Raw genomic sequence first — 24585 nt, 5'->3', positions numbered from 1 at the left:
CGCTCGGGAGTCCTTCGGCACCCCGGCACACCGGATACTCCGGCCCCCCGGCACCCCGGCGCACGTCTCTCAAGCCGCCTCGGCGCGGACTCGGTCCGTGGCGATGGCGTGCAGCAGTGCCTGGTGGTCGGATTCGTTCTGGTCGGCGTAGAGCTCTGCGAACGTGGTCAGGGCGCGGTCGAAGACGTCACGGGAGCCCAGGTAGCCGGCGATCGCCATACGGTCGCCGGAGCGGGCGTGGGCGCGGGCCAGGGTGGCGCCGCAGAGCCGGCCGAAGAGGGACATCCGATGCGGCGACATGTTCTCCGGCACGGCGATGCCCTTCCAGTCCCGCAGCTGGCGGACGTAGAAGTCGCGGCGGCGGCCGTCGAGGCCGGTGGTGCGTTCCCAGCCCAGGAAGATGTCGCTGGTCGCCTGCATCAGCCGCTGGCCGGCGACGACCCGTTCGCCCTGGGTGCGGTGTTCGCCGGCGCCCGCGTAGGGGGCGAGCACCGACTCGTCGGCCTCCTTGGCCTGGAGGAAGAGCGGATCGTCGTCGTCTTTGCCGAGCAGCAGCACGATCCAGCAGCGGGTGCCCACACTGCCCACGCCGACGACCTTGCGGGCGATGTCGGCGACGCGGTACCCCTGCAGGAGGAACCGGCGGTCGGACTGCAGGGACCCGGCGTATCCTCCGACGATCCTGCCGATCTCTCTCTCCATCACGTCGCTCTCGCCGCTCGGCAGCAGGTCGGCCAGCCGGACCAGGAGCGGGGGGTCGTTGGCGATCAGCCGCCGGCCGTCGACCATGTGCGTGAGTTTCTCGACGACCTGCAAGGTGTCGTGCTGCCGGGCCCGTTCCCTGGCCTGCCGCCAGCGTTCGCGGTTCTTGGCGCCGAGTTCCGGGGCGTACGTCTCCTGCAGCTCGTCCGCGTCGAAGCGGCTGTACCAGACCTCGAGGTTGCCCATCTTCGCGAAGCCGCGCATCCGTTCGCGGTAGGCCCGCACGGCCGACCGGACCACCGACGCCCGCTCCTTGGAGCTGAAGCCGTTCGCCCGGCCCGCGATGACGAGGCTGGCCGCCAGCCGCTTGACGTCCCACTCCCAGGGGCCGGGCAGCGTCTCGTCGAAGTCGTTGATGTCGAACATCAGACGGCGTTCCGGAGAGGCCAGCAGCCGGAAGTTGAGCATGTGCGCGTCGCCGCACAGCTGGACCCGGATGCCGGTGCGCGGAGTCTCCGCCAGGTCCGCGGCCATGATGGCGGCCGCGCCCCGGTAGAAGCGGAACGGCGACTCGCTCATCCGCCCGTAGCGGATCGGGACGAGTTCGGGGACGCGCTGCGCGGACTGCGCCTCGATGACGTCCACCGGGTCGGTGCGTTTCGGCGGCGGCGTGAACTCGGCGTGCGCGGACCTCGGTACGTCGGCCCTCGCGGCCCTGCCGCGCTCGGCCCGCTCCCTCGGGGTGCGGTGGCGCCGGTCGTCGTGGCCGTCACGGGTCTTACGGGTCGTGCTGCTCTCGCTCATCTCAGACATCGCAGACGCTCCACACGGGGCGCGGGGTCCTCGTCAGCGCGGTCCCTCGCCGACGCGGTCCTCGTCAGTGAGGTCCTCGTCAGCGAGGTCCCCGTCAGTGCGGTCCTCGTCAGTGGGGGAGGGACCGCGGGCCGGTCAGGCTGCCGACGCGCCCGCCCTCCAACGTATCGCCGCACCGGGCCTCCGGCGACTCAGCGGCTGGCAGTCGGCGGCTCGGCGGTCTGCGGTGTGTGGTCTGCGGTCTCCACCTGCCCCGCCTCTCGACCACGCCGGAACAGTGATCCCGATCACAACGGCGAGGCAGCTGAGAAGGAGGCTCCCGCCGGACCAGCAGCCTTGTTAGCCTTGGCCACAGCCCGGTCGCTGGTGCATCCCCCGTCGCCAGCGGCCGGGCCTTTTTGCTTGCCCGGTAACCGCGGACGTCCCCTAAGGCCCCTGAGGGCCGTCCACGCTGATCGCCTGCGACGGGCAGCGTTCGGCCATGGACCGCACCTCCGGCTCGTCGCCCGTGTCCTCTCGGCCCGGGATCACCGCGCCGAAACCGCCGTCGACGGTGAAGACGGAGGGCACGCGGAAGGCGCACTCGCCGGATCCGTAACACACCTCGGGGTCCACGGACACCCTCGCGCCTCCGGCCCGCCCCCGCTCCGTCTGCATACGTTCTGCCTGCCCGGTGGGCGGGTCACTCAACCGGCCCGCCCGCCACCGCCATCCAGTGCGCGATCCGGCGCAGCGTGGCCTCGTCGACGTGGTCGACCAGGGTGCGGACGGCCGTCACGTCCTCGGTCGTGAGGTCGTGGAGGCCGGCCCTGCTCAGGCCCGCCATGACCACCTGGTGCCGACGGTCCTCCATGCGCTCCGCGTGCCGGGCGTGCCCCGGGCGGCCGCCGCCCGACGCCGAAGCCGCGGAAGCCTCGGACACCGCAGGAGCCTCAGCGGCCGCCGATGTGGTCGGGGGCGGATCGAACCGCGCCCACTCCCCGTTCTTCGCCGGGCCCCACAGGTCGACGGCCGCCTCCTCGCCCCGCGCGCGTTTGACCTGGGTCATCTCGCCGATCGCGTACAGCACCGGTGTGCGGTCGGGGGATTCGGCGGCCGGCCGCCAGGATCCCGAGGACGCGTCGTGGAACATGGCCACCCAGCGAGGCGGCCCCGGCGGGCGCGGACTGCGGGGAGGACGGGCCGAACGGGTCTCCATGACGCTCACCCTTCCGTAACGGCACAACACGGCACGGTAGGGCGACCATATCTGACGGACCGTCAGCTAACCAGGCGTACAGCCCCGCAGTCCCGCAGTCCCGCAGTCCCGCAGTCCCGCAGTCCCGCAGTCCGCTGAGGCTCACTGGACGCAGGGCCGGGGGGCGCCGTCGTCCGCGCCCTCGCGGGTGAGCGTCGCCTCCCGGCGTTCGTTGCAGCGCGGGAGCGGGGCGTCCCCGGCGGCCGGATGCCTCTGGTGTGCCTGGAGGGCGGCGCTGACCAGCGTCATGAGCAGGTCGATGTCCGTCTCGCACTCCAGGCGGACGGTCACCCAGTGCGAGCCCGGCTGCAGCCGGATCGCGGTGGAGTGTCTCAGGTCGCTCTCGAACCGGCGGATCGCGCGGGCCGTGAGATGCAGGTCGACGCTGCGGGCGGAGTGGAAGTGCACGATCTCCGCCCCGGCCGAGCGCAGTGCCCGTCCGGTACCGCAGCTGGGGCGGTCCTCCGCGAGGTCCCGCCAGGTCACCAGTCGTGCCATGGCACGCAAGGCCGCCGTCATGGCCCCATCATGCGGCGCTCACCGCCCGGCCACCAGGGGTTGCGGAAGGGTTCGCCGACCCGGCCGGTCAAGGATCCTTTCGGACGTTCCACCGGGTACCGCGGCGGCCACGCTCAGTTGTTCCAGGACTCGTCATAAGGGTCGCGCGGGGTCGGGACCGGGCGGGCGTCGGTCACCTCGAGGAAGGGGATCGGGCCGCCGTTCACCGGGTCGTGGACGGTGCGGGGCGTGTAGACGCCGGTGACGGCCAGCCAGGTGTCCGGCTGGAGGACCGGCGGGACACGGCCGGTGAGGCCGACCTTGACCGGCTGGGCGTCGGCCGCGCAGCAGTTGAGGGCCATGCGGACCAGGTAGGGGGTGCCGGCGTGGTCCAGGGCCACGAAGCCGGTCAGCCGGACCGTGCGGCCGGCGAGGGTGCGGCCGTGGTCGTAGACGGCGCGGCCGGCGTAGTCGACGACGCTCAGCGGCAGCGGGTCGGCGGCGGACAACGGCGGGTAGGCCAGGGGCTCCTGCAGAGCCGTGCCGGTACGGGTCGCGCTGTACGAGCCCAGGGCGGGCGGGGCGACGAGGATCAGCGCGAGAAGGGGGAGGATCAGCAGCCAGGAGACACGGGGCTCGGGGTGCGCGTCTCCTGGCCGCTGCCCCTCCCCCTGATGCCGGCCTGCCCTGCGGCGCTCGTACCACGCCGTCGCCAGCGCCGTGACGATCAGAACCACGCCGGCCGCCAGCAGCAGCGGGCGCAGGCCGGCCTTGACGTACCGCAGGTACAGGTCGGTGGCGCCGGCGTGCAGCAGGGCCGCGCCGAGGAGGAACAGCACGGCCGACTGGGACTGTCGGTTCACCTGATCTCCTTCGAGGATGCCCCGTCCTTCAGGTCGGGGGGTGGCAGCGGGGCGCAGTCAACCGCCCCGGTACCGCCTAGCGGTACCGGACGCAGGGAACCACAGTGGGACATCAGCTCTCACTCTGCCTGCAAGCCTGGCCCTTCAGGGCCGGGTAGTCGACAGCAGCACCCATCCCGTCAGGACCGCCGACACGATGGCCAGCGCGAAGGTCGCCGGAGCGAAGCGCAGCGCGAAGCCCCGGCCGAACGTGCCCGCCTGCATCGCGAACAGCTTGAGGTCGATCATCGGGCCCACCACCAGGAACGCGAGTCTGGCGGTGAGCGAGAACTGGGTGAGGGACGCGGCGACGAACGCGTCCGCCTCCGAGCAGATGGAGAGCACCACCGCCAGCACGGCGAGGGTCAGGACGGCGAGCGCCGGGTTGTCGGCCGCGGTGCGCAGCCAGCTCTGCGGGGCGACGGCCTTCAGGGTCGCCGCCGCCATCGCGCCCACGACCAGGAAACCGCCCGCGTGCGTCACGTCGTGCCGGACCGAGTCCCAGAAGGCGGCCCCCCTGCTCTCCCCCTCGTGCGGCGCGTGGGCCGGCAGCCGCAGCCAGTCGGTGCGGCCGAGGCGCTGCCACAGCCAGCCCATCGCGCACGCCGCGACCAGGCTCGCCACGAAACGGGCCAGCACCATCTCGGGATCGCGCGGGAAGGCCACGGCCGTCGCCGTCAGCACGATCGGGTTGATCGCGGGCGCGGAGAGGAGGAAGGCGAGGGCCGCGGCCGGGGTCACGCCCCGGCGGACGAGCGCTCCGGCCACCGGAACGGACGCGCACTCGCAGCCCGGCAGCACCGCGCCCGCCACCCCGGCGACCGGGACGGCGAGCGCCGGCCGGGACGGCAGGGCGCGGGCGAAGAAGGAGGGCGGCACGTACACCGCGATCGCCGCCGACAGCAGCACCCCCAGGACCAGGAACGGCAGCGCCTGCACCACCACCGCCACGAACACCGTCATCCAGCTCTGCATCACCGGAGCGGACAGCGCGCGGCGGATCGGGCTCTGCAGCAGCACCATGAGGAGCAGCAGCAGGGTCAGGACGAGGGGCGAGGTGAGGCGCTTGTCCTCGGGGTTCTCCGGGGTGCGCCGGCCGGTGCGCTCACCTGTGCGCTCGCCGGTCGGCGAGGCGTCTTCGGCCTCTTCGACGATGGCCACGGGTCGGGCACCTCCGGGTTCCGGGTATGTTTCTGGCATTCCCTCCCCTTTCCTACGGAAGTCCGGCACCTGGTGTTCACCGAGTTCGTGGAACCCGGCGTACCGGTGAGGCAGTCTTCTCCCTCGTGGTAAGCCTTCCGAATCAGGGTCAGCCGCCGGGGGTCGCCGGCGCGCACATGGTGGTGTGCGGGGACGACGGCCTGGCGCACCGGCTCGCCGCCGAACTGCGGGGCGTGTACGAGGAGCAGGTCACGCTCGTCGTGCCGCCCTCCGAGCGTACGGTGCGGCCGCCGGTCGTCGGTCGGGCCCGGGCGGTGTCGGCGGCGCTGCTCGACCGGGTGGTGAACGCGGCCGTCAACCGGGCGGCGGCCGGCGGCATGCCGCCCGTCACGCCCGCCGCGCCGGGTGAACCAGTGGGCGGGCAGCGGACGTTGGAGGCCGTCGAGGCCACCGAGGCGGTCCTCGCCGAGGCGGGCGTGGAGCGGGCCGCCGCCCTGGCGCTGGTGTACGACGACGACGAGACCAACATCCGGGCGGCTCTCACGGCGCGTCGGCTGAACCCCCGGCTGCGGCTCGTCCTGCGGCTCTACAACCGGCGGTTGGGCCAGCACATCGAGGAACTCCTGGACCAGGCCGCCGCGTTGGCCGCGGCGAGCGATCCCGGCTCCGGGGGTGACAGGTCGTCCGGAGGCGACGGATCGTCCGGGAGCGACGGGCGGTCGGGGCGCTCCGGGCGTACGGGGTTCGCCGGCGGGGACGCGTCGACCACCGTGCTGTCCGACGCCGACACCGCCGCTCCCGCGCTCGCCGCAACCGCCGTCGTCGGCACCAGCAAGGTCGTCCACACGAACGGGCTGCTGCTGCGGGCCGTCGAACGCCCTCCGCACGGTCCGGGCGAGGCCGGTGAGCCTGGCCGCCCCACGCTCGCGCTGCTGTCCGCGAACGGCGGCGACCCGGCCTTCACATACGGTTCCGAGACCAGCGGCGACCAGGGGCCGCTGCTGCTGCCCGACGACGACGCGGTGCGGGAGGCGGCGGCGACCGGCCGGCGCGGCTCGGTCGTGCTGGAGCAGGTCGCCTACTCCGCCGGGACGGCACAGCCGTCCGGGCGGGGGGTCGGGGTGCGGGCGCCGTTGTCCTCGCTGTTCTCCCGGCGGCTGCGGTGGTCCGTGGCCGGGCTGGTCGGCTGCGTGTTCGCGCTGGCGGTGGCCCTGTGGCTGGTGACCGGGATCCATCCGCTGGGCGCGCTGTACCTGACGCTGCTGGACCTGTTCGCCGTCAACGACCCGGCGATCGGGGCCTCCACCGAGCGGCAGGTCTTGCAACTGCTGACCGGGCTGATGGGGTTGCTGCTGCTGCCGGTGCTGCTGGCGGCGGTGCTGGAGGCGCTGGGCACGTTCCGTGGGGCGGGGTCGCTGCGCCGGCCGCCCCGCGGACTGGGCGGGCATGTCGTGCTGCTCGGCCTCGGGAAGATCGGCACCCGGGTGCTGATCCGGCTGCGGGAGCTGAACATCCCGGTGGTGTGCGTCGAGGCCGGGCCCGAGGCGCGGGGGCTCGCCGTGGCGCGGCGGCTGCGGGTGCCGGTGGTGCTGGGGGACGTCACACAGGAGGGCGTGCTGGAGGCCGCGAAGATCCACCGGGCGCACGCGCTGCTCGCGGTCACCAGCTCCGACACCACGAACCTGGAGGCCGCCCTGTACGCGCGGTCGCTGCGGCCCGACGTGCGGGTGGTGCTACGGCTGTACGACGACGACTTCGCGACCGCCGTGTACCGCACCCTGCGGGCCGCGCATCCGCAGGCGCTGACCCGCAGCCGGAGCGTGACGCACCTCGCCGCGCCGTCGTTCGCGGGGGCCATGATGGGGCGGCAGATCCTCGGGGCGATCCCGGTGGAGCGGCGGGTGCTGCTGTTCGCCGCGCTGGACGTGGGCGGGCGGGCGCAGTTGGAGGGCAGGACCGTCGGGGAGGCGTTCCGGCCCGGGTACTGGCGGGTGCTGGCGCTGGACGCCGGGCGGGGTGGGGCGGACGAGGCCGGGGGGGCGGGTGCGGTCGGAGGGTCGGGCGGGGCCGGGGGGCCGGGTGAGGTCGAGGGGTCGGGGCTGGTGTGGGACCTGCCGGACACGTATGTGCTGCGGGGGTCGGACCGGGTGGTGCTGGCTGCTACGCGGCGGGGGCTGGCGGAGTTGTTGCGGCGGCGGCGGCGAGGTGGGTAGGGGGTAGGCCTTTGGGCCCACCCCCTCCTCGCCGGCTCCGCCGGCCAGGTTTTCGCCCCCGCCGCCCCTTCCCGTCCCTTCCCGTCCCTTCCCGTCCCGTCCCGTCCTCGGGGGCTCTGCCCCCGCATCCCCGCTCCTCAAACGCCGGAGGGGCCGACTATGGGGCTCTGCCCCCGCACCCGCAAGGGCTGAAGCGGGCTACTTCACGTGTTTTTCTGCGAACTCCAGTTCCAGGCGTACCTGCTTGATGCGTTCGTCGACCACCAGGGAGCCGTGTCCGGCGTCGTAGCGGTATACCTCGTGCACCGCTCCGCGGGCCTTCAGGCGGTCGACGTAGTTGTCGATCTGGCGGATGGGACAGCGGGGGTCGTTCACCCCGGCCGAGATGTAGACGGGGGCCTGGACCTTGTCGACGTACGTCAGCGGGGACGAGGCCTCGAAGCGTTCCGGGACCTCCTCCGGGGTGCCGCCGAGCAGCGTGCGGTCCATCGCCTTCAGGGCCTCCATCTCGTCGTGGTAGGCCGTGACGTAGTCGGCGACGGGGACGGCCGCGATGCCCACGGTCCACGCGTCGGGCTGGACGCCGAGACCGAGCAGGGTGAGGTAGCCGCCCCAGGACCCGCCGGTGAGGATCAGCCGGGCGGGGTCGGACAGGCCCGAGCCCACCGCCCACTCCCGTACCGCCTCGATGTCCTCCAGCTCGATCAGGCCCACCCGGTGCTTCAGGGCGTCCGTCCAGGCCCGGCCGTATCCCGTGGAGCCGCGGTAGTTGATGCGGACGACCGCGTAGCCGTGGTCCACCCAGGCGGCCGGCGCGGCCGCGAAGGCGTCGCTGTCGTGCCAGGTCGGGCCGCCGTGGATGTCGAACACGGTGGGCAGCGGGCCGTCGGCGCCCGCGGGCCGCTGCACCAGGGCGTGGATGCGGCCGCCGGGGCCCTCCACCCACACGTCCCGCACCGGGACCGAGCCCGGCGACTTCGCCCCCGGCGGGTCGAGGACCACGCCGCCGGCGGTCGAGCGGACCGCCGGCGGCTGCGCGGCCGACGACCACAGGTACTCCACGCTGCCGTCCGGCCGGGCGGTCGCCCCGGAGACGGTGCCCGGCGGGGTCGGGATCCGCTCCAGCCGCGCGCTCGCCAGGTCGTAGCGGAACAGCTCACTGCGCGCCTCGAAGCTGTGCGCGACGAGCAGCCCCGAGCCGTCCGGATACCACTCGGCGCTGACGTCGCCCGGCAGGTCCAGGGCCAGGTCCGTCTCCGAGCCGGTGGCCACGTCCCAGACCAGGGGCTCCCAGCGGCCGCGGCGCTGGTGGCCGATCAGCAGCCGGGTGTCGCCGTCGACCGGCGCGAAGCCCAGCACCTCCAGGCCCAGCTCCTCGGTCCCGCCCCGGGTGTCGTCCAGCTCGGCGACCTCGGTGCCGTCCGGGCGCAGGACGCGCAGCGCCGAGTGCATCGCGTCGCCGTGCTCGGTGTGCTCGACGGCGATCAGCGAGCCGTCGTGGGAGAGGTCGCCCACGCCCGCCGACTCGCGGTGGCGGTACAGCTCGAAGGGGGGCTCGCCGACCCGCGCCACATGGATCGTGGTGCCCTCCTCGTCCGTGGAGCGGCCGACCACCGCCGTGCGGCCGTCGCGGCCGAGCGCCAGGCCGGCCGGGTAGGAGGCGTCCAGGCCCGGCGCGGCCAGTTCGTCCTCGCCGCCCTCGAAGCGCTGACGGCGCCAGACGCCGAACTCGTCGCCGTCCTTGTCGTCGAACCACCAGATCCAGGCGCCGTCCGGGGAGAGCACGCCGTCCGTCGTGCCGTTGGCCCGGTCGGTCACCTGGCGCTGGTCGCCCGTGGCGCGGTCCCAGGCGTACAGCTCGTAGGTCCCGGTCGCGTTCGACACGAAAAGGCAGTGGTCGGGGGCGTCCTCCGCCCAGTCGGGCAGGGAGACGCGCGCGGCGCGGAACCGCTGCTCCCAGTCCGGCCTCTGCGCGTCCGGCGTCGCCATGTCCGGCGTCTCCTCGTACGGCTCGGGTGCGTCGGACCCGTTGCTCTCAGTCATGGCCCCATATTGCCCGCCCGCGCAGGCAATGAGACGCCACCGTCGTCACCCGTGCGGGACTTCCCACCGACTTCCCACCTGGTTCGCACTCCTGGGCCTCACCGTTCCTGTGGACTGAGCAGAAGTGGGTCCTGCTCAGCCGCACGCCCCGGACGGTCTTGGGCGCACCGGTTACCGGCGTACTCGACCCCGGGGCAGCGACACGCATCCGGTGCGTGGTCCGAACCCGGGAGGCCGGCTCCCGCACGACCTGGACATATGGATACGGCCAAAGGTGACGGGGAGGCCCCGGGCCGTCTCGCTGGTGGAGCCGGGGGCCCCGCACACCGGCGCCGTACCCGGCGTCCCAGACCGCACGGTCACCGTAGCCCGAACGACCCATCGCGCCGCAAGCCCAGAAGCCGACCATCGCACGATCGAGCTGAAACGACGTTATACATGCTCCAGAGCGAGCAGCTGACAACCCCCGCCCGGCGGGGGCCCGCGCCCGCCCCGTACCGTGGACGGCGTGTACCGGTTCCTGCTGACGCCCCGCTGGTGGGGGATCAACGTCTTCGTGCTGCTGGCCATCCCCTTCTGCGTGTTCATGGGGTCGTGGCAGCTGAGCCGGTTCGAGTCGCGGGTGGACGGCCATCGCGAGGCGAAGGCGCAGGCCGCCTCGGCCCGCACCGAGGCCGCGCGTCCGCTGGCCGAGCTGCTTCCCGTCGACCAGGAGACCTCCGGCAGGCAGGTCACCGCCCGCGGACACTACGCCGACCAGCTGCTCGTACCGGACCGGGAGCTGGACGGCAGGAACGGCTTCTACGTGCTGACCCTGCTGCGCACCGACGCCGGCAAGGCGCTGCCCGTGGTGCGCGGCTGGCTGCCGGGCGCCGCCGACCCGGCGAAGGCGCCGGCCGCGCCCGCCGGCGAGGTAACCGTGAGCGGCGCGCTGCAGGCCTCCGAGCAGCCCGGCGACAACGGGGTGAGCGCACGGGGCGGCCTGCCGGCCGGGCAGACCGCCGCGATCAGCGCCGCGTCCCTGATCAACCTGGTGCCCTACGACCTCTACGACGCCTGGGTCACGCTCGACACGGCCGACGCGCCGATGACGACGGTCCCGGTGAGCGCGGCCCCGAACAGCGGGCTCGACCTGAAGGCGTTCCAGAACCTGGGCTACACCGGCGAGTGGTTCGTCTTCGCCGGGTTCGTGGTGTTCATGTGGTTCCGGCTGCTGCGCCGCGAGGTGGAGGCCGCCCGGGACGCGGCCCTCGGCATCGTTCCCGAGGAGGCCGAGGAGGCCAAGGAGGCAGAGGTGGCCGAAAAGGTCGCCGGGCCGGCGGTTCAGGAGGAGGCGAGCACGCCCGTCCGGTAGATCGTCCCGGTGCAGGCGTTCGGCACCGTCGCCTTGAGCGTCGGCGCACCGGCCCCGGTCGTGTAGGACACGACGACGCTGCCCTCGGCGGTGCCGTTCGTGCCGTCCTCGGTGAACAGCTGGGCCGAGGCGCCGGACGTCGTCTCACCGGTGCTGCCGGCCGGTTCGGAGGCGGTCGGCGAGGGGGACGCCGTGCCGCCGCTGTCGCCGCCGGAGCCGCCCGTGGTGGGGCAGGTCTCGGAGGGCGCCCACGCGAACTTCACCTCGTAGGCGGAGCCGGGTGCGAGAGTCAGCTGCGGAACGTACAGGGAGGGGTCGGGCAAGCCGGCCGCCGCGTCCCCGGAGGCGTGCTCCACCACGGTGATCCTGGCGCCGTCCGCCGCGCCCTGGGCGTCGAACGTCAGGGCGACGGCGCCGCGGACGCTGCAGCCGGCGGCGGAGGAGTTCTGCACCCGGAAAACCCCGTACACGATGCCCGCCGCGTCGGGGACGGCGACGTCGGGTGCGCCGCCCTCGAGCTGGGCCGGCGTGCAGGGAGGCGCCGTCGCCGGGGCCGAGGCGGCGGGCCCGGCGCCGCTGGAGGCGGCGCCGGCCGCGGACTCCTTGCCCTGGCCGGAGTCGGTGGCGCTGCCCTTGTCCTGTTCACCGGCGCCGCCGGAGGAGTCGCCGACCTCGCCCGAGGAGCCGCCGTCGGGGTTCTTGCCCTGATCGGTGCCCCCCTGCGCCTGTGAGGCCTGGCCGGCGATCGAAGGGTTGGCGTCGGAGCCGCCCGCCTTCGAGACGTGCAGCACTGCGGGGACGGCGGTGCCGAGGAAGAGGGCGGCGGCCGCCATGCCGACGGCCGCCTGCCGCTTGCGGGCCCGGCGGACGGGGACGGCTCGGCGGAGGTGGTCCAGAGCGCCGTCGCGCGGCTCCATCTCCTGGACGACGTCGTGGAGCATCCGGCGCAGTGCCAGCTCGTCCGAGTCGAGCCCTTCGGGGCCCTGGTCGTCGAGGTGGTGGTTCACGGTTGAGTTCCCAGCGTGCGATGGCTTCGGCTCAGGTGTGCGCGGCGAGGTCGTCGGCTGCCGCCGCGCGAGGGGGTCGTCGCGCTCGTGACCGTCGTGGCCCCCGTGGGAGCCGCGCCCTTCGGCTTCCCCGCTCACGCCGGCTCCTCCATGGCTATGCGCAGGGCGGCGATGCCGCGCGAGCCGTACGCCTTGACCGAGCCGAGGGAGATGCCGAGGGTCTCGGCGACCTGCGCCTCCGTCATGTCGGCGAAGTAGCGCAGCACGAGGACCTCACGCTGACGGCGCTGCAAACCCTTCATCGCCTTGATCAGCGAGTCGCGCTCCAGCTGGTCGTAGGCGCCCTCCTCCGCGCTGGCCATGTCCGGCATCGGCTTGGACAGCAGCTTCAGGCCGAGGATGCGGCGGCGCAGCGCGGAGCGGGAGAGGTTGACGACCGTCTGACGCAGGTAGGCGAGGGTCTTCTCGGGCTCGCGGACGCGTTTGCGTGCCGAGTGGACGCGGATGAAGGCCTCCTGGACGACGTCCTCGCAGGAGGCGGTGTCGTCGAGGAGGAGGGCGGCGAGGCCGAGCAGCGAGCGGTAGTGCGCCCGGTAGGTCTCGGTGAGGTGGTCGACGGTGGTGCCGACGGCCGCCGCGCCCTCGGCATCTTCGACGCCGTCGCGCTGACCGGGGACGCGGGTGGGCCGCGCTGCGGGCATGGGCGCGATCACCGGCATGCCGCCGGCCGTGCCGGACGCACGCGGACGGAGGACGCCGAGCGGCGGCCGCAGGGCCGCGCCGCGGGGCGCCACTGGGAGTTCGAGTACCTCTGCCACGCCAGTTGGACGCACGTCCCCCCTGAGGGGTTGTACGCGTCCGGCGTCCTGTTCGCGTCGGCCACGGTCACGCGTACCCGTCTCATGTGTCCCGCTCTTCCCCTGTGTCCCATAGGAACGGGCGTCCCCACGCCCGGACCACCGCGTCCCCGTCGCTGCCACCGCGCCCGGGACGCTGTGATCGTTCACACCTCTGCGCACCCCTGAGGGTGACGGCAAAGACGCTCCCCGCCCTGCGCACGGTTGCGGAGGGCGGGGAGAAAATCTTCGGATGCGCAAGGTGTCCGCTACAAGTGGTTCGGACCGTCGACCGGCTCACATTGCTTGAAAGATCCTACAATTCCGCGACGGCCCCGGCCGTCGGTTTTGCCGCAGGCCCGCTCGACCGCCGCATCAGCAAGTCGGCTCGGCCGCCTCAGGTCAGTTCCGCCGCGAGGAGTTCCGCGATCTGGGCGGTGTTCAGCGCGGCCCCCTTGCGCAGGTTGTCCCCGCACACGAACAGCTCCAGCGCCGTCGGATCGTCCAGGGCCCGTCGTACCCGGCCCACCCAGGTCGGGTCGGTGCCGACCACGTCGGCGGGCGTGGGGAACTCCCCCGCCGCCGGGTTGTCGAACAGCACGACGCCGGGGGCCGTCGCGATGATCTCGCGGGCGCCCTCGACGGTGACCGTGTCCTGGAAGCGGGCGTGCACGGTGACGGAGTGCCCGGTGACCACCGGAACGCGGACGCAGGTCACGGCCACCGGCAGCTTGGGCAGGCCGAGGATCTTGCGGGTCTCGTCCCGCACCTTCATCTCCTCGGACGACCAGCCGTCCGCGCGCAGCGACCCCGCCCACGGGACGACGTTCAGCGCCACCGGGTCGGGGAACGGCCCGGTGCGGTCGCCGACGGCCCGCCGCACGTCGCCCGGGTGGGTGCCCAGCTCGGTGCCGGCGACCATGGCGATCTGCTCCCGCAGCGTCTCCACCCCGGCCCGCCCGGCCCCGCTGACCGCCTGGTACGAGGACACCACCAGCTCGCGCAGCCCGTACTCGGCGTGCAGCGCGCCCAGGGCGACGATCATCGACAGGGTGGTGCAGTTGGGGTTGGCGACGATCCCGCGCGGCCGGACCCGCACCGCGTGCGCGTTGACCTCGGGCACCACCAGCGGCACCTCCGGGTCCATCCGGAAGGCGCCGGAGTCGTCCACCACCACCGCGCCCCGGGCGGCGGCGACGGGCGCCCACTGCGCCGCGACCTCGTCGGGCACGTCGAACATGGCGACGTCGACCCCGTCGAAGACCTCCTCCGACAGGGCCAGCACCTCGACCTCCTCGCCGCGCACGGCCAGCTTGCGGCCGGCCGAGCGCGCCGAGGCGACGAGTCTGATCTCACCCCAGACGTCGGCCCGCTGGGACAGGATCCGCAGCATGACCGTGCCGACCGCCCCGGTCGCCCCCACGACCGCGAGCGTCGGCCGGCGCGTTGCCGAGATCAACGCCCGGTGCCCCCGTAGACGACTGCCTCGTCGCTGTCGGAGTCGAGCCCGAAGGCGGTGTGCACGGCGCGCACGGCCTCGTTGACGTCGTCGGCGCGGGTCACCACCGAGATGCGGATCTCGGAGGTCGAGATGAGCTCGATGTTGACGCCCGCGTCGGACAGCGCCTTGAAGAAGTCGGCCGTGACGCCCGGGTTGGTCTTCATCCCCGCGCCGACCAGGGAGATCTTGCCGATCTGGTCGTCGTAGCGCAGCGAGTCGAAACCGATGCCGGCCTTGTTCTTCTCCAGGGCGTCGATGGCCTTGCGGCCCTCGGCCTTGGGAAGGGTGAACGAGATGTCCGTCAGACCGGTGGAGGCCGCGGACACGTTCTGCACGATCATGTCGATGTTGATCTCGGCGTCGGCGATCGTCCGGAAGATCACGGCGGCCTCGCCCGGCTTGTCCGGCACACCGACGACCGTCACCTTGGCCTCGGAGGTGTCGTGCGCGACACCGGAGATGATGGCCTGCTCCACCGGCTTGTCCCCTTGCTCGATCGGCTCACTGCTGACCCACGTTCCCTCGTGCCCGCTGAAGGACGAACGGACGTGGATCGGGATGTCGTAGCGGCGGGCGTACTCCACACAGCGGTGGAGCAGCACCTTGGAGCCGGAGGCCGCGAGCTCCAGCATGTCCTCGAAGGCGATCCAGTCGATCTTGCGGGCCTTCTTCACCACGCGCGGGTCGGCGGTGAACACGCCGTCCACGTCGGTGTAGATCTCGCAGACCTCGGCGTCGAGCGCGGCGGCGAGGGCGACGGCCGTGGTGTCGGACCCGCCGCGCCCCAGCGTGGTGATGTCCTTCTTGTCCTGGCTGACGCCCTGGAACCCGGCGACGATCGCGATGTTGCCCTCGTCCAGCGCGGTCCGGATACGGCCCGGCGTGACGTCGATGATCCGGGCTTTGTTGTGGACCGAGTCGGTGATGACGCCTGCCTGGCTGCCGGTGAACGACTGGGCGCTGTGCCCCAGGTTCTTGATCGCCATCGCCAGCAGGGCCATGGAGATCCGCTCGCCGGCGGTCAGCAGCATGTCGAATTCCCGGCCGCTGGGCATCGGTGACACCTGCTCGGCGAGATCGATCAGCTCGTCCGTCGTGTCGCCCATCGCGGAAACGACGACGACCACCTGGTGGCCGTTCTTCTTCGCTTCCACGATCCGCTTGGCGACGCGCTTGATGCCCTCGGCATCGGCGACGGAGGAGCCTCCGTACTTCTGCACGACAAGGCCCACGTGCGCTCCTCGCTCAGTTTGTCTCTTTCCGCACATACGCCCTTGTACTGCGGTCGGCTCAGTCTAACGAGCGTCCGAAATCCACCTCCGGGGTACCGCATGGTGAGATGCCGGACGCTCGCTCCGGTGGTCCCTGCCCACTTACGCGCCGGTGATAGCTGTGGATTAAGTTTCAAGGACGTGGAGGACTAGTGTGCGAGCGTGCACGTACTCCTGGTGGAAGACGACGAGCCGGTCGCCGAGTCGCTCAGACGCGGGCTGAAACGGTACGGCTTCGCGGTCGACTGGGTGAGCACCGGCGCCGCCGCCCTCGCCCATTCCGACCCCTACGACGTGGTCCTGCTGGACCTGGGCCTGCCCGACACCGACGGCCTCGACGTCTGCAAGGCGCTGCGCGAGCGCGGCAGCGTGCCGATCATCGTGATCAGCGCGCGCAGCGACGAGACGGACCGGGTGGTCGGCCTGGAGCTGGGCGCCGACGACTACGTGTCCAAGCCGTTCGGGGTGCGCGAGGTCATCGCCCGGATCCGGGCGGTCATGCGGCGCGTGCAGCCGCGCACGACGTCCGGCGCCCCCGCCGACCGGTACGGATCGCGCCTGACGATCGACCGCAAGGCGGCCCGCGTCCACGTGGACGGCGCGGAGATCGCGCTCGCGCCGAAGGAGTACGACCTGCTCGCCTTCCTCTCCGAGGAGCCGGGCGCGCTGATGTCGCGGGAGCAGATCATGGAAGCGGTCTGGGACGCGAACTGGTTCGGCCCGACGAAGACGCTGGACGTGCACGTGGCGGCCCTGCGGCGCAAGCTCGCCGGGATCGTCGCCATCGCGGCGGTGCGCGGCGTCGGCTTCCGCCTGGAGATCCTCGAGGACGCCGAGTCCGCATGAACCGCCAGCTCATCCGCAGCTACATCCTGCTCGTCGCGGTCGCCATCCTGCTGTTCACGGTGCCGGTCGCCTTCACGCTCACCAAGCAACTGCGCGACGACACCGAACTGTCCGTCATGCGCGAGGCCAACACCATGGCGCTGCTGCTGGGCAACGGCGACCCCATCTCGTGCAAGGCGCTGGCCGAGGTGGCCGAGGCGTACGGCGTCAAGACGCCCGGCGACGTCCAGGTGACCCCGACCGGCGCCTGCGCCCCGGACCTGCCGGCGCCCGGCCCGGGTGCGGCGCTGACCCGGGCCGTGCGGGAGAACGAGCCGACGACCGACTGGGGCTCGGACTTCATCTGGGGCAGGTACCTGACCGTCACCGTGCCCGCCCAGGGCGAGGCGGCCGTACGGATCGTCTACTCCACCTCGGACATGACCCGGCGGCTGTGGACGATCTGGGGTTTCCGGGCCGGGCTCGCCGTCCTCGTCCTCGGTGCGGCGGCCGCGGTCGGCGCGTACGCCGCCGGCCGGATCACCGCGCCGCTGCGCGCGCTCAACGACATGGCGAGCAGGTTCAGCGACGGCGACCTCACCGCGCGCTCCCCGGTGACGGGCCCGCCGGAGACGCAGACGCTGGCGCGCACCCTCAACCAGGGCGCGGAACGCCTGGACACGCTGGTCGCCGCGCAGCGCATCTTCGTCGCGGACGCCTCGCACCAGCTGCGCACACCGCTCACGGCGCTGCGGCTGTCGCTGGACAACATCGCCGACGGGGTGGACGACGAATTCGTCCGCGAGGACGTGGAGCAGGCCACGGCGGAGGTGGTCCGCATGAGCCGGCTGGTGAACGGTCTGCTGGTGCTGGCCCGTGCCGAGGCCAAGGTGACGGCCGCGGAGCCGCTGTCGCTGAAGGACATCGTGGCCGAACGGCTGACGGTGTGGAGACCGGCCGCCGACGAGCGCGGAGTCACCATCGCGCTCAGGGGGAGTGGTGTCGACGGCCGGCCGTCTGTGCTGGCCAGCCCCGGTCATCTGGACCAGGTGCTGGACAACGTGCTCTCGAACGCCCTGGAGGTGTCGCCGGACGGGGGGAGGATCACCGTCCGGCTGGAGTCCGGGGCGGGCGACGTGGTCATGTCCGTGGCGGACGAGGGTCCGGGCATGTCGGACGCGGAGAAGTCCCGCGCCTTCGACCGCTTCTGGCGCGGTCAGGGCCTCACCGGGCGCTCCGGTTCCGGGCTCGGCCTCGCCGTCGTCAAACAACTGGTGACGGACGACGGCGGGACGGTGAGCCTCGAGGACGCTCCCGGGGGCGGTCTGTGCGTGCGTTTCACGCTGCGGGCCGCGCAGCGGACGGGGTGAACCGCGCCGCGGACGGGGTGAGCCGCGCCGCGGAGGAGGGGAGCCGGGCCGGTCAGCTCTCGGGCATCGCCGACGAGTGGTGGTTGACGATCAGCCACTTGCCGCCGCGCTTCTCGTACTCGTACGTGTAGCGGGCCTCGACGACGCTCTTCTTGCCGGTGGCCGGGTCGGTGAGGGTGAACCGGTACACGCCGCTGTCCACCGCGGAGTTGCTGTCGAGGATGTTGATGTGCGTCTCGACCTTCTTGCCGACCGGCTTCTTCTCGAGGAAGTGCTCCATGTAGTCCACGATGCCGGCGCGGTCGGTGCGGACCTTGTTGGAGAGGGTGGGCAGCAGGACCGCGTCCTTGGCGTAGCGGTCGGCCACGACGTCCGGGTCGTGGGTCTGCAGCGCGGCGTTCCAGCCGTCGAACAGGGCGGCGATCTGCTTCTTGCCGGGCTTCGAGGACTTCTCGGGACCGGCCGCACTGACTCCGACCGAGACGGTGGCCGCGGTGACGACGACAGTGGCGGTGACGAGGGCGGCACGTATGCGGGTCTTGCGGGTCATCGCAACTCCTGTGCGGCTTGGCGCGGTTGGATGACTCAAGACTCGCGTCCGGCCGGTTAGGGCCCGTGCAACCGCCGTACAGGGGACGTTTAAGACCCTTCCAATTCTCAGGCGGCGCCCCGCCCGTCATTGATCACGAGCGTTGTCGACACCGGTCGATGCCGGTGGCATTGGTTGGCACCGGTGGACACCGACGGTCCTGAACATGGCGAAGACCTCCGGTGCGGTGGCCCTGTCCGGGAAGCCCTGTCCGGGAACACACCGCACGGAGGTCTTCGTGCCCTGTCGAAACTCGCCCTCAGGGGCGGGGCGGCCCTAGGGCCGGGGCCGGACGCCCAGTTGGCCGCCGATCTCCTCGGCCATCACACGGCCCGCCTCGAACTCCAGCGTCTCGTCGCCCAGGGGGGACTGGTCGGTGTCGAGGCCGTCCAGCTCTTCCAGGGGCTGGTCCAGGCGGATGTGCGCGAGGACCGAGTGCAGCGCGCGCAGCGTCGCGGACGCCGTGGAGCCCCAGTTGGAGAAGTAGGAGAACTGCCACCACCACAGGGCCTCGGTGATGCGGCCCGCGCGGTAGTGGACCATGCCGTGGCGCAGGTCGGCGATCACGTCGGCGAGGTCGTCGGAGATCCGGGCCGGCACGGGGGCCTTGCGGGGCTCGTAGGGGTCGAAGACCTCGGAGTAGACGTCGACCGGGTCCAGCAGTCGGGCCAGGTTCTCGCGGAGCTCGTCGGCGTCGGGCTCGAAGCCCGGGTCGGGCTCGTAGCGCTCGTCGGGGACGATGTCCTCGTGGGCGCCGAGACGGCCGCCGGCCAGCAGGAGCTGGGAGACCTCCAGGAGGAGGAAGGGAACCGCCGAGCCCGGCTCGTCGCCCTTGGCCACCTCGGTGACGGCCACCAGGAAACTCTCCACCTGGTCCGCGATCTGGACCGCGAAGTCGTCCGGGTTCGGGCCGGTCGCGTGCAGCGTGGCGTCAGACATCTAGGAGTCGTCTCCCCTCGAAGGCGCGACCGAGGGTCACCTCGTCCGCGTATTCCAGGTCGCCACCCACCGGGAGGCCGCTGGCCAGGCGGGTGACCTTCAGGCCCATGGGCTTGATCATGCGGGCGAGGTACGTGGCGGTGGCCTCGCCCTCCAGGTTCGGGTCGGTGGCCAGGATCAGCTCCGTGACCGTGCCGTCGGCCAGCCGCGCGAGGAGTTCCCTTATCCGCAGGTCGTCGGGGCCGACCCCCTCGATCGGGCTGATCGCGCCGCCCAGCACGTGGTACTTGCCGCGGAACTCGCGCGTGCGCTCGATCGCGACGACGTCCTTCGGCTCCTCCACGACGCAGATGCAGCTCGGGTCGCGGCGCGGGTCGCGGCAGATGCCGCACAACTCCTCCTGCGCCACGTTGCCGCAGGTCGCGCAGAAGCGGACCTTGGCCTTGACCTCCAGGAGGGCGTGGGCGAGCCGCCGTACGTCCGTCGGCTCCGCCTGAAGGATGTGGAAGGCGATCCGCTGCGCGCTCTTGGGACCGACGCCGGGCAGCCGCCCCAGCTCGTCGATGAGGTCCTGGACCACGCCTTCGTACAACGGACTGCCGTCCTTCCTGGGGTTCCTTGCGGTACGTACCGTAGTCGGCCGAGGCCGGTCCGCGTAAGGCGGTCCGGCCCTAGAAAGGCAGGCCCGGAATGCCGCTGCCGCCGCCCAGGCCCTGGGCCAGCGGACCGAGCTTCTGCTGCTGCAGGGTCTGCGCGTTCTCGTTGGCCGCCTGGACGGCCGCGACGATCAGGTCGGCGAGGGTCTCGGTGTCCTCCGGATCGACCGCCTTCGGGTCGATCTTCAGCCCGCGCAGCTCGCCGGAGCCGGTCACCGTGGCCTTCACCAGTCCGCCGCCCGCCTGCCCGTCGACCTCCGTGTTCGCCAGCTCCTCCTGGGCGCGGGCCAGGTCCTGCTGCATCTTCTGGGCCTGCTGGAGCAGCTGCTGCATGTTGGGCTGGCCACCACCGGGAATCACGGTCAACTCCTGTTTTCTACGACTGTCGGGCACGCCTTCGAACGGTTTCTTGCCGCTCGGCACGAGCCTACGTGGTCTGTGCGGGTGTCGCCCCAGCACTCTTTCGAGTGAGTTATGCGTGAGTCCTATACCTGATCAAGGCCCACTTCCAGGCGTAAAAGAGGTGAAACCTTCCTCTTCGCCACCCATTGGGAGGTAGGAAAGGTCCGGCGCATCAGCACCGGGCACCACGCGCGTCGCAGGGCATCGCGGACGTTACGGCGTCACGCAACGTGATCGCTCGGGGTCGGATCGGCCGCATCAGCGGATCAGTCGGATCAGTCGGATCAGTCGGGATCGGGAGGGAGTGCGGGTGGCTCAGCAGCCGGAGATGCAGCCCGAGGGTCCGCCTCAGGACGGGCGGGGCGAGGGCGGCGCGGCCGGGCTGCGGCCGGGCGACCTGACCGGACGGGCGTTTCCCCTGGGGGACTGGGGCGAGCCCGCCGAGCGGCTGGACGAGCTGTACCGGTGGGTGGAGCGGGGGGCGCTGGAGACCGCCGCCTGGTACCTCGCCGACCGGGTGTGGAAACGCCGGGGCGCCCGGGTTCTGCGCACCGGCGCGGCCGCCGGGGCGGTGTGCGGGGCCGCGCTGCCGCTGCTGGATTTGACCCGGGTCATGGGCGGCGTCGCTGCCTGGGGGTATCTGGCGCTGCTGCTGGCGGTGGCGTGCCTGGCCGTGGACCGGTTCTTCGGGGTGACGTCGGGCTGGATGCGGGACGTGGCCACCGCGCAGGCCGTGCAGCGCAGGCTGCAGGTGCTGCAGTTCGACTGGGCCTCGGAGAGCGTCCGGGAGGTGCTGGGCCCGGCCGAGGGCACGGCGAGCGAGGCCGCCGAGCGGTGCCTGGCGGTGCTGCGCCGGTTCTCGGACGACGTCGCCGACCTGGTGCGCACGGAGACGGCCGACTGGATGGTGGAGTTCCGCACCGGTCCCGCGCCCCTGGGCATCCAGACGGCGGTCGCCGTCGGCGGACGGGTGGACGCCGGCGGCGGCCCGGGCAGATTCCCCGCACCCCCGGGAGCGAACGCCCGCCCCAACATGCCCCGCCAACGCCCACCAGAACCCCGCTGACCCCGCCGACGGCCCGCTTTCCCCGGTGTCGGTTTCAGTCGCGGGTGTACGTCAGTTTTTCTCCGGTGCCGGTGTTGACGCGTTGCAGGCTGCCGTCGGGGAGGAGGGTGACCTCCGAGGCGGCGCCCGGGGTGCAGGAGGAGAGGGGCCGGCCGGCGGTGACCTTGGACGGGCCGATACGCAGCGGGCCGTCGCCGCCGGGCCGCTCGGCGAGGGTGGCGCTGAACTCGCAGTGGTAGGAGTCGCCGTCCGCGGCGAGGGCGAGCACCGTGTCCCCCACCTCGCCCTGCGAGATGGTCAGCCGGCGCTTGTTGGTGCCGGTCTCGTTCGTGATCGTGGCGGTCCAGGCGCCGAGGTAGGACACCGGGACCTGCCCCTCCTTCGACGGGGAAGGGGACGGGGACGCGGAACCGGAGGGGGACGGCGAGGGGTCGGCGTCCGGCGAGGAGGAGCCCGCCGTGCGGGAGACCGAGGGACTGGGCGACGGGCCGGCCGCGTCGTCCCCGTCGCCGTTCATGAGCGCGTACACCGAGCCGCCCGCGGCGATCGCGACCACAAGGGCGACCAGGACGAGCAGGACCGTCGTACGGCGGCTGCGGCCCGGCGGGTCCTGCGGACCGGCGGGTTCGTCCGTCCCGTAGGGCCCGTAAGGGGTGTACGGGACGGACGGGCCGCCGGAGCCGCCGGCGTCCGCCGCGTACGGGTTGTAGGGGGCGGGCACGCCCGGCGTCGGGTGGTGGCCGTATCCGGGGGCGGGGGCCGCGGGCTGCTGTGGATGCTGCTGGGGGAAGCCGTAGGCCGGGTGGGCGGGGGCGGGGCCGCCCGCGCCGGACGGACGTGTCTGCCGCGGGACGCCGCCGGGTCCCGCGACCAGCGTGGGCCGGTGGTCCGGCGTGAGCGCGTCGTCGCGCGGGCCGGAATGCTGCGGGGCGGCCCCGGAGGGGGCGGTGGGGTTCCATCGGACGGTGGTGCTCTCGGTCGCGTCCGTGCCTTCCGGGTCCTCCACCTCCAGCAGCCGCACGGCGTGCCGGCCGAGCTGGGCCACCAGGGCGCCGGGCAGCCAGGGGTCGCGGGAGCGGCCGTCGGAGACGGTGTCGTCGACGCCGGTGAGCTCCAGGACGCGGTCGAGGGAGGGGCGGGCCCCCGGGTCCTTGCGCAGACAGCCGCGGACCAGGTCGGCGATGCCCTCGGGTACGCCCGCGAGGTCGGGCTCGTTCTCCGCGATGCGGAACATCAGGGCGGGCACGCCGTTGTCGGCGGAGCCGAAGGGCAGGGCGCCGGTGGCGGCGTAGGTGATGACCGAGCCGAGGCAGAAGACGTCGCTGGCGGGCGTGACCGGGGCGCCCCGCAGCTGCTCGGGGGCCATGAAGCCGGGCGAGCCGATCACCGCGCCGGTCTGGGTCAGCCGGCTGTCGCCGGTCACGCTCTCCAGCGCCCGCGCGACGCCGAAGTCGATGACGCGCGGCCCCTCGATGGTGACCATCACGTTGGACGGCTTGAGGTCGCGGTGGACGATGCCGGCGGCGTGGATGTTGGTGAGGGCGTGCGCGAGCCCGGCGGCAAGGATGCGCACCGACCGTTCGGGCAGCGGCCCGTGGTCCTGGCTCACCACCTGCTGGAGGCTCGGCCCGGCGACATAGCCGGTGGCGACCCAGGGAACGGCGGCCTCGGTGTCGGCGTCGAGGACGGGCGCGGTCCAGAACCCGCCGACCCGCTGCGCGTTGCGCACCTCCTGCCGGAACCGCGCCCGGAACTCCTCGCGCGCCGCCAGCTCGGGCCGGACCAGCTTCACGGCGACCGTCCGCCCACGGTCGGAGCGGGCGAGGTACACCTGGCCCATGCCGCCCGCACCCAGCCGTGCGAGCAGCCGGTAACCGCCGATGCGCTGCGGGTCCCCCTGGCCCAGCTTCTCCATCGCAGCGCCGCCTTTCCCGCACATGTGTGATCGGGACATGTGCAATCCAGCCGAGAATAATCCGGCCGTTCGGGGAGTTGGGCGGCGCGATGTCTACGGTTGCGTAACGGGCTGCTCGAGTCCGTCCAGCACCTTGGACAGGCGTTCCAGGACGTGTACGGCCTCGGCGAGCTCGCTCTCCCCGTAGGCCTGCGCCAACCGGTCGGCGAAGGCCGCGTGACCGGGTTCGATGCGGGCGATCGCGGCCCGTCCCGCCTCGGTGGGGGCGAGCAGCTTGGCGCGCCGGTGGGCGGGGTTGGGCCGGTACTCGGCGAGCCCGCGGTCGACCAGCAGGTCGGCGATCCGCTGCACGCTCTGCCGGGTGATGCCCATCGCGCGGGCGATGCCGGACACCGGCAGCGGGTCGCCGAGGACCGCGCCGAGCACCTGCCACCGGGCGGCGGAGAGCCCGGAGGGGCCGGCCAGTTCCTCCGCGACGGCGAGGAACTGGCCGTTGAGCCGGAAGACCCCGAGGGCGCTGCGGCTCAGCAGCTCCTGGCGCCGCGCGCTCACCGGCCGGCCGTCGCCTTCTCCAGGACGGCGTACGCCTGCGGGTCGGAGTCGTGGAACAGCCGGTACCAGGCGTCCAGCACCTCGCCCTCGTACACGCCGAGCAGGCCGAGGATCTCGCGGGCGAAGGCGACCGGCTCGGTCGGGCCCGCGGTGACCAGCCCGCCGTCCGTCACCGCGTCCGCCTCGGTGTACCGGTGGCCGCCGCGGTAGCCGGTGGCGGCGAGATAGAAGGAGACCGCGCTCGTGTGGTCGCGCTCGTCGAGGAGGCCCTCGCGGGCGAGCCCGGCGGTGGCCCCGCAGATCGCGGCGACAGGGGTGCCCGCGGCGAGGAACTCGCGCGCCTTGCGGGCGAAGGGCGCGAGGTCGTCGCCGGTGTCCCAGAGGTCGGCGCCCGGGAGGATCAGCAGGGAGCTGTCCTCGGGCCGTACGTCGTCCAGCGCCAGGTCTGGCAGGACCCGCAGACCGCCGATGCCGGCCACGGGTGCCGCCGCGGACGCGCCGACCGTCCGGATCCGGTGGCCGCCCCGGGCGAGGTACGCCGTCGCGAACCCCGTCTCCCAGTCGGCGAACGTGTCGTACACGGCGAGATGCACGGGCTTGCCGCTCATGGTTCCTCCTGAGGCCTGGAACCTCACCCGTCCGCGAGATTCATGACAGCATCCTGCCATTTCGACAGTAGACTGTCAAGACTCACCGCTCCCGGCCCCCTTCCCGACCCCCGGCCCCTTCCTGA

Annotated in this window: 23 protein-coding genes; 5 read left to right on the top strand and 18 right to left on the bottom strand. The window is 72.7% G+C overall.

The annotated features are described in order from the left end of the window. Window positions 1-69 precede the first annotated feature (69 nt). The 6 genes from QA802_RS22900 to QA802_RS22875 all read right to left on the bottom strand — a co-directional run bounded on the left by QA802_RS22900 (window position 70) and on the right by QA802_RS22875 (window position 5307). Complete coding sequence (locus tag QA802_RS22900; RefSeq protein WP_334525826.1) at window positions 70-1506, bottom strand: DUF2252 domain-containing protein; 1437 nt, start codon at window positions 1504-1506, stop codon at window positions 70-72. A gap of 435 nt (window positions 1507-1941) precedes the next feature. Beyond that, the gene (locus QA802_RS22895; RefSeq protein WP_334525823.1) at window positions 1942-2172 is read right to left on the bottom strand and encodes a ferredoxin; all 231 of its coding nucleotides are present in this window, start codon (window positions 2170-2172) and stop codon (window positions 1942-1944) included. A gap of 25 nt (window positions 2173-2197) precedes the next feature. Then, complete coding sequence (locus QA802_RS22890) at window positions 2198-2647, bottom strand: hypothetical protein (RefSeq protein WP_334534819.1); 450 nt, start codon at window positions 2645-2647, stop codon at window positions 2198-2200. Between the two features lie 207 nt (window positions 2648-2854). Continuing rightward, window positions 2855-3271 carry a luciferase domain-containing protein gene (locus QA802_RS22885; protein ID WP_334525820.1) on the bottom strand — a complete coding sequence of 139 codons (417 nt, stop codon included), beginning with the start codon at window positions 3269-3271 and terminating at the stop codon, window positions 2855-2857. A 113-nt stretch (window positions 3272-3384) separates the two neighbouring features. Beyond that, window positions 3385-4113, bottom strand: a complete 729-nt coding sequence (locus QA802_RS22880; RefSeq protein WP_334525817.1) for a TIGR03943 family putative permease subunit — start codon at window positions 4111-4113, stop codon at window positions 3385-3387. A gap of 144 nt (window positions 4114-4257) precedes the next feature. Next, window positions 4258-5307: a permease gene (locus tag QA802_RS22875; RefSeq protein ID WP_334534817.1), complete on the bottom strand. Its 1050-nt coding sequence runs from the start codon at window positions 5305-5307 to the stop codon at window positions 4258-4260. Window positions 5308-5489: 182 nt separating this feature from the next. On the opposite strand from QA802_RS22875, the gene QA802_RS22870 reads away from it, so the two are divergent. Beyond that, window positions 5490-7526 carry an NAD-binding protein gene (locus QA802_RS22870; protein ID WP_334534814.1) on the top strand — a complete coding sequence of 679 codons (2037 nt, stop codon included), beginning with the start codon at window positions 5490-5492 and terminating at the stop codon, window positions 7524-7526. Window positions 7527-7724: 198 nt separating this feature from the next. On the opposite strand, the gene QA802_RS22865 is transcribed toward QA802_RS22870, so the two are convergent. Continuing rightward, on the bottom strand, window positions 7725-9569 hold the full coding sequence (locus tag QA802_RS22865; protein ID WP_334525814.1) for a S9 family peptidase: 1845 nt from the start codon (window positions 9567-9569) through the stop codon (window positions 7725-7727). Between the two features lie 508 nt (window positions 9570-10077). Here QA802_RS22865 and QA802_RS22860 point away from each other — a divergent pair. After that, a complete protein-coding gene (locus QA802_RS22860; RefSeq protein WP_334525811.1) occupies window positions 10078-10923 on the top strand; it encodes an SURF1 family protein in 846 nt (281 codons plus the stop codon). Here QA802_RS22860 and QA802_RS22855 read toward each other — a convergent pair. The 4 genes from QA802_RS22855 to QA802_RS22840 all read right to left on the bottom strand — a co-directional run bounded on the left by QA802_RS22855 (window position 10893) and on the right by QA802_RS22840 (window position 15499). Further along, window positions 10893-11930: a hypothetical protein gene (locus QA802_RS22855; RefSeq protein WP_334525808.1), complete on the bottom strand. Its 1038-nt coding sequence runs from the start codon at window positions 11928-11930 to the stop codon at window positions 10893-10895. The two genes, QA802_RS22860 and QA802_RS22855, sit on opposite strands and share 31 nt — an antisense overlap. A 134-nt stretch (window positions 11931-12064) precedes the next feature. Then, on the bottom strand, window positions 12065-12748 hold the full coding sequence (locus QA802_RS22850; protein ID WP_334525805.1) for a SigE family RNA polymerase sigma factor: 684 nt from the start codon (window positions 12746-12748) through the stop codon (window positions 12065-12067). Between the two features lie 415 nt (window positions 12749-13163). Further along, window positions 13164-14222, bottom strand: a complete 1059-nt coding sequence (locus QA802_RS22845; RefSeq protein ID WP_334534812.1) for an aspartate-semialdehyde dehydrogenase — start codon at window positions 14220-14222, stop codon at window positions 13164-13166. Further along, the gene (locus QA802_RS22840) at window positions 14222-15499 is read right to left on the bottom strand and encodes an aspartate kinase (protein WP_319170922.1); all 1278 of its coding nucleotides are present in this window, start codon (window positions 15497-15499) and stop codon (window positions 14222-14224) included. The genes QA802_RS22845 and QA802_RS22840 overlap by 1 nt, the downstream gene beginning before the upstream one ends. Window positions 15500-15700: 201 nt before the next feature. Between QA802_RS22840 and QA802_RS22835 the strand changes: the two genes are divergently transcribed. Next, window positions 15701-16384 carry a response regulator transcription factor gene (locus QA802_RS22835; RefSeq protein WP_334525801.1) on the top strand — a complete coding sequence of 228 codons (684 nt, stop codon included), beginning with the start codon at window positions 15701-15703 and terminating at the stop codon, window positions 16382-16384. Then, window positions 16381-17733: a sensor histidine kinase gene (locus QA802_RS22830; RefSeq protein WP_334525798.1), complete on the top strand. Its 1353-nt coding sequence runs from the start codon at window positions 16381-16383 to the stop codon at window positions 17731-17733. Before QA802_RS22835 ends, QA802_RS22830 begins: the two co-directional genes overlap by 4 nt. 52 nt (window positions 17734-17785) lie before the next feature. Here the strand turns inward: QA802_RS22830 and QA802_RS22825 are convergent, their stop codons facing one another. The 4 genes from QA802_RS22825 to QA802_RS22810 form a co-directional block, all read right to left on the bottom strand. Continuing rightward, a complete protein-coding gene (locus QA802_RS22825; RefSeq protein WP_334525795.1) occupies window positions 17786-18283 on the bottom strand; it encodes an SgcJ/EcaC family oxidoreductase in 498 nt (165 codons plus the stop codon). Window positions 18284-18598: 315 nt separating this feature from the next. After that, on the bottom strand, window positions 18599-19261 hold the full coding sequence (locus QA802_RS22820; protein WP_334525792.1) for a DUF5063 domain-containing protein: 663 nt from the start codon (window positions 19259-19261) through the stop codon (window positions 18599-18601). Beyond that, window positions 19254-19853 carry a recombination mediator RecR gene (gene recR, locus QA802_RS22815; protein ID WP_057577883.1) on the bottom strand — a complete coding sequence of 200 codons (600 nt, stop codon included), beginning with the start codon at window positions 19851-19853 and terminating at the stop codon, window positions 19254-19256. Before recR ends, QA802_RS22820 begins: the two co-directional genes overlap by 8 nt. Window positions 19854-19932: 79 nt before the next feature. After that, on the bottom strand, window positions 19933-20277 hold the full coding sequence (locus QA802_RS22810; protein WP_306950241.1) for a YbaB/EbfC family nucleoid-associated protein: 345 nt from the start codon (window positions 20275-20277) through the stop codon (window positions 19933-19935). Between the two features lie 370 nt (window positions 20278-20647). On the opposite strand from QA802_RS22810, the gene QA802_RS22805 reads away from it, so the two are divergent. Further along, window positions 20648-21385 (top strand): SLATT domain-containing protein, encoded by a 738-nt coding sequence (locus QA802_RS22805; protein WP_334534809.1) that lies wholly within the window; start codon window positions 20648-20650, stop codon window positions 21383-21385. Between the two features lie 34 nt (window positions 21386-21419). Here the strand turns inward: QA802_RS22805 and QA802_RS22800 are convergent, their stop codons facing one another. The 3 genes from QA802_RS22800 to QA802_RS22790 all read right to left on the bottom strand — a co-directional run bounded on the left by QA802_RS22800 (window position 21420) and on the right by QA802_RS22790 (window position 24460). Beyond that, window positions 21420-23300 (bottom strand): protein kinase domain-containing protein, encoded by a 1881-nt coding sequence (locus QA802_RS22800; RefSeq protein WP_334525789.1) that lies wholly within the window; start codon window positions 23298-23300, stop codon window positions 21420-21422. Window positions 23301-23393: 93 nt separating this feature from the next. Then, window positions 23394-23852 (bottom strand): MarR family winged helix-turn-helix transcriptional regulator, encoded by a 459-nt coding sequence (locus QA802_RS22795; protein ID WP_334525786.1) that lies wholly within the window; start codon window positions 23850-23852, stop codon window positions 23394-23396. Further along, window positions 23849-24460: a DJ-1/PfpI family protein gene (locus QA802_RS22790; protein ID WP_334525783.1), complete on the bottom strand. Its 612-nt coding sequence runs from the start codon at window positions 24458-24460 to the stop codon at window positions 23849-23851. Before QA802_RS22790 ends, QA802_RS22795 begins: the two co-directional genes overlap by 4 nt. Window positions 24461-24585: the final 125 nt, after the last annotated feature.

The sequence above is a fragment of the Streptomyces sp. B21-105 genome (assembly GCF_036898465.1).
GTDB lineage: Bacteria > Actinomycetota > Actinomycetes > Streptomycetales > Streptomycetaceae > Streptomyces.
The sequence above is the reverse complement of the archived record's forward strand: the minus strand, read 5'-3'. Positions and strand labels throughout refer to the sequence as shown.

What these genes read in the sequence shown, in the direction of transcription:
- QA802_RS22900 (WP_334525826.1), bottom strand. Translation starts at nt 1,506, where the DNA reads ATGAGCGAGAGCAGCACGACCCGTAAGACCCGTGACGGCCACGACGAC.
- QA802_RS22895 (WP_334525823.1), bottom strand. Translation starts at nt 2,172, where the DNA reads ATGCAGACGGAGCGGGGGCGGGCCGGAGGCGCGAGGGTGTCCGTGGAC.
- QA802_RS22890 (WP_334534819.1), bottom strand. Translation starts at nt 2,647, where the DNA reads ATGTTCCACGACGCGTCCTCGGGATCCTGGCGGCCGGCCGCCGAATCC.
- QA802_RS22885 (WP_334525820.1), bottom strand. Translation starts at nt 3,271, where the DNA reads ATGACGGCGGCCTTGCGTGCCATGGCACGACTGGTGACCTGGCGGGAC.
- QA802_RS22870 (WP_334534814.1), top strand. Translation starts at nt 5,490, where the DNA reads ATGGTGGTGTGCGGGGACGACGGCCTGGCGCACCGGCTCGCCGCCGAA.
- QA802_RS22865 (WP_334525814.1), bottom strand. Translation starts at nt 9,569, where the DNA reads ATGACTGAGAGCAACGGGTCCGACGCACCCGAGCCGTACGAGGAGACG.
- QA802_RS22830 (WP_334525798.1), top strand. Translation starts at nt 16,381, where the DNA reads ATGAACCGCCAGCTCATCCGCAGCTACATCCTGCTCGTCGCGGTCGCC.
- QA802_RS22825 (WP_334525795.1), bottom strand. Translation starts at nt 18,283, where the DNA reads ATGACCCGCAAGACCCGCATACGTGCCGCCCTCGTCACCGCCACTGTC.
- QA802_RS22820 (WP_334525792.1), bottom strand. Translation starts at nt 19,261, where the DNA reads ATGTCTGACGCCACGCTGCACGCGACCGGCCCGAACCCGGACGACTTC.
- QA802_RS22805 (WP_334534809.1), top strand. Translation starts at nt 20,648, where the DNA reads ATGCAGCCCGAGGGTCCGCCTCAGGACGGGCGGGGCGAGGGCGGCGCG.
- QA802_RS22800 (WP_334525789.1), bottom strand. Translation starts at nt 23,300, where the DNA reads ATGGAGAAGCTGGGCCAGGGGGACCCGCAGCGCATCGGCGGTTACCGG.
- QA802_RS22790 (WP_334525783.1), bottom strand. Translation starts at nt 24,460, where the DNA reads ATGAGCGGCAAGCCCGTGCATCTCGCCGTGTACGACACGTTCGCCGAC.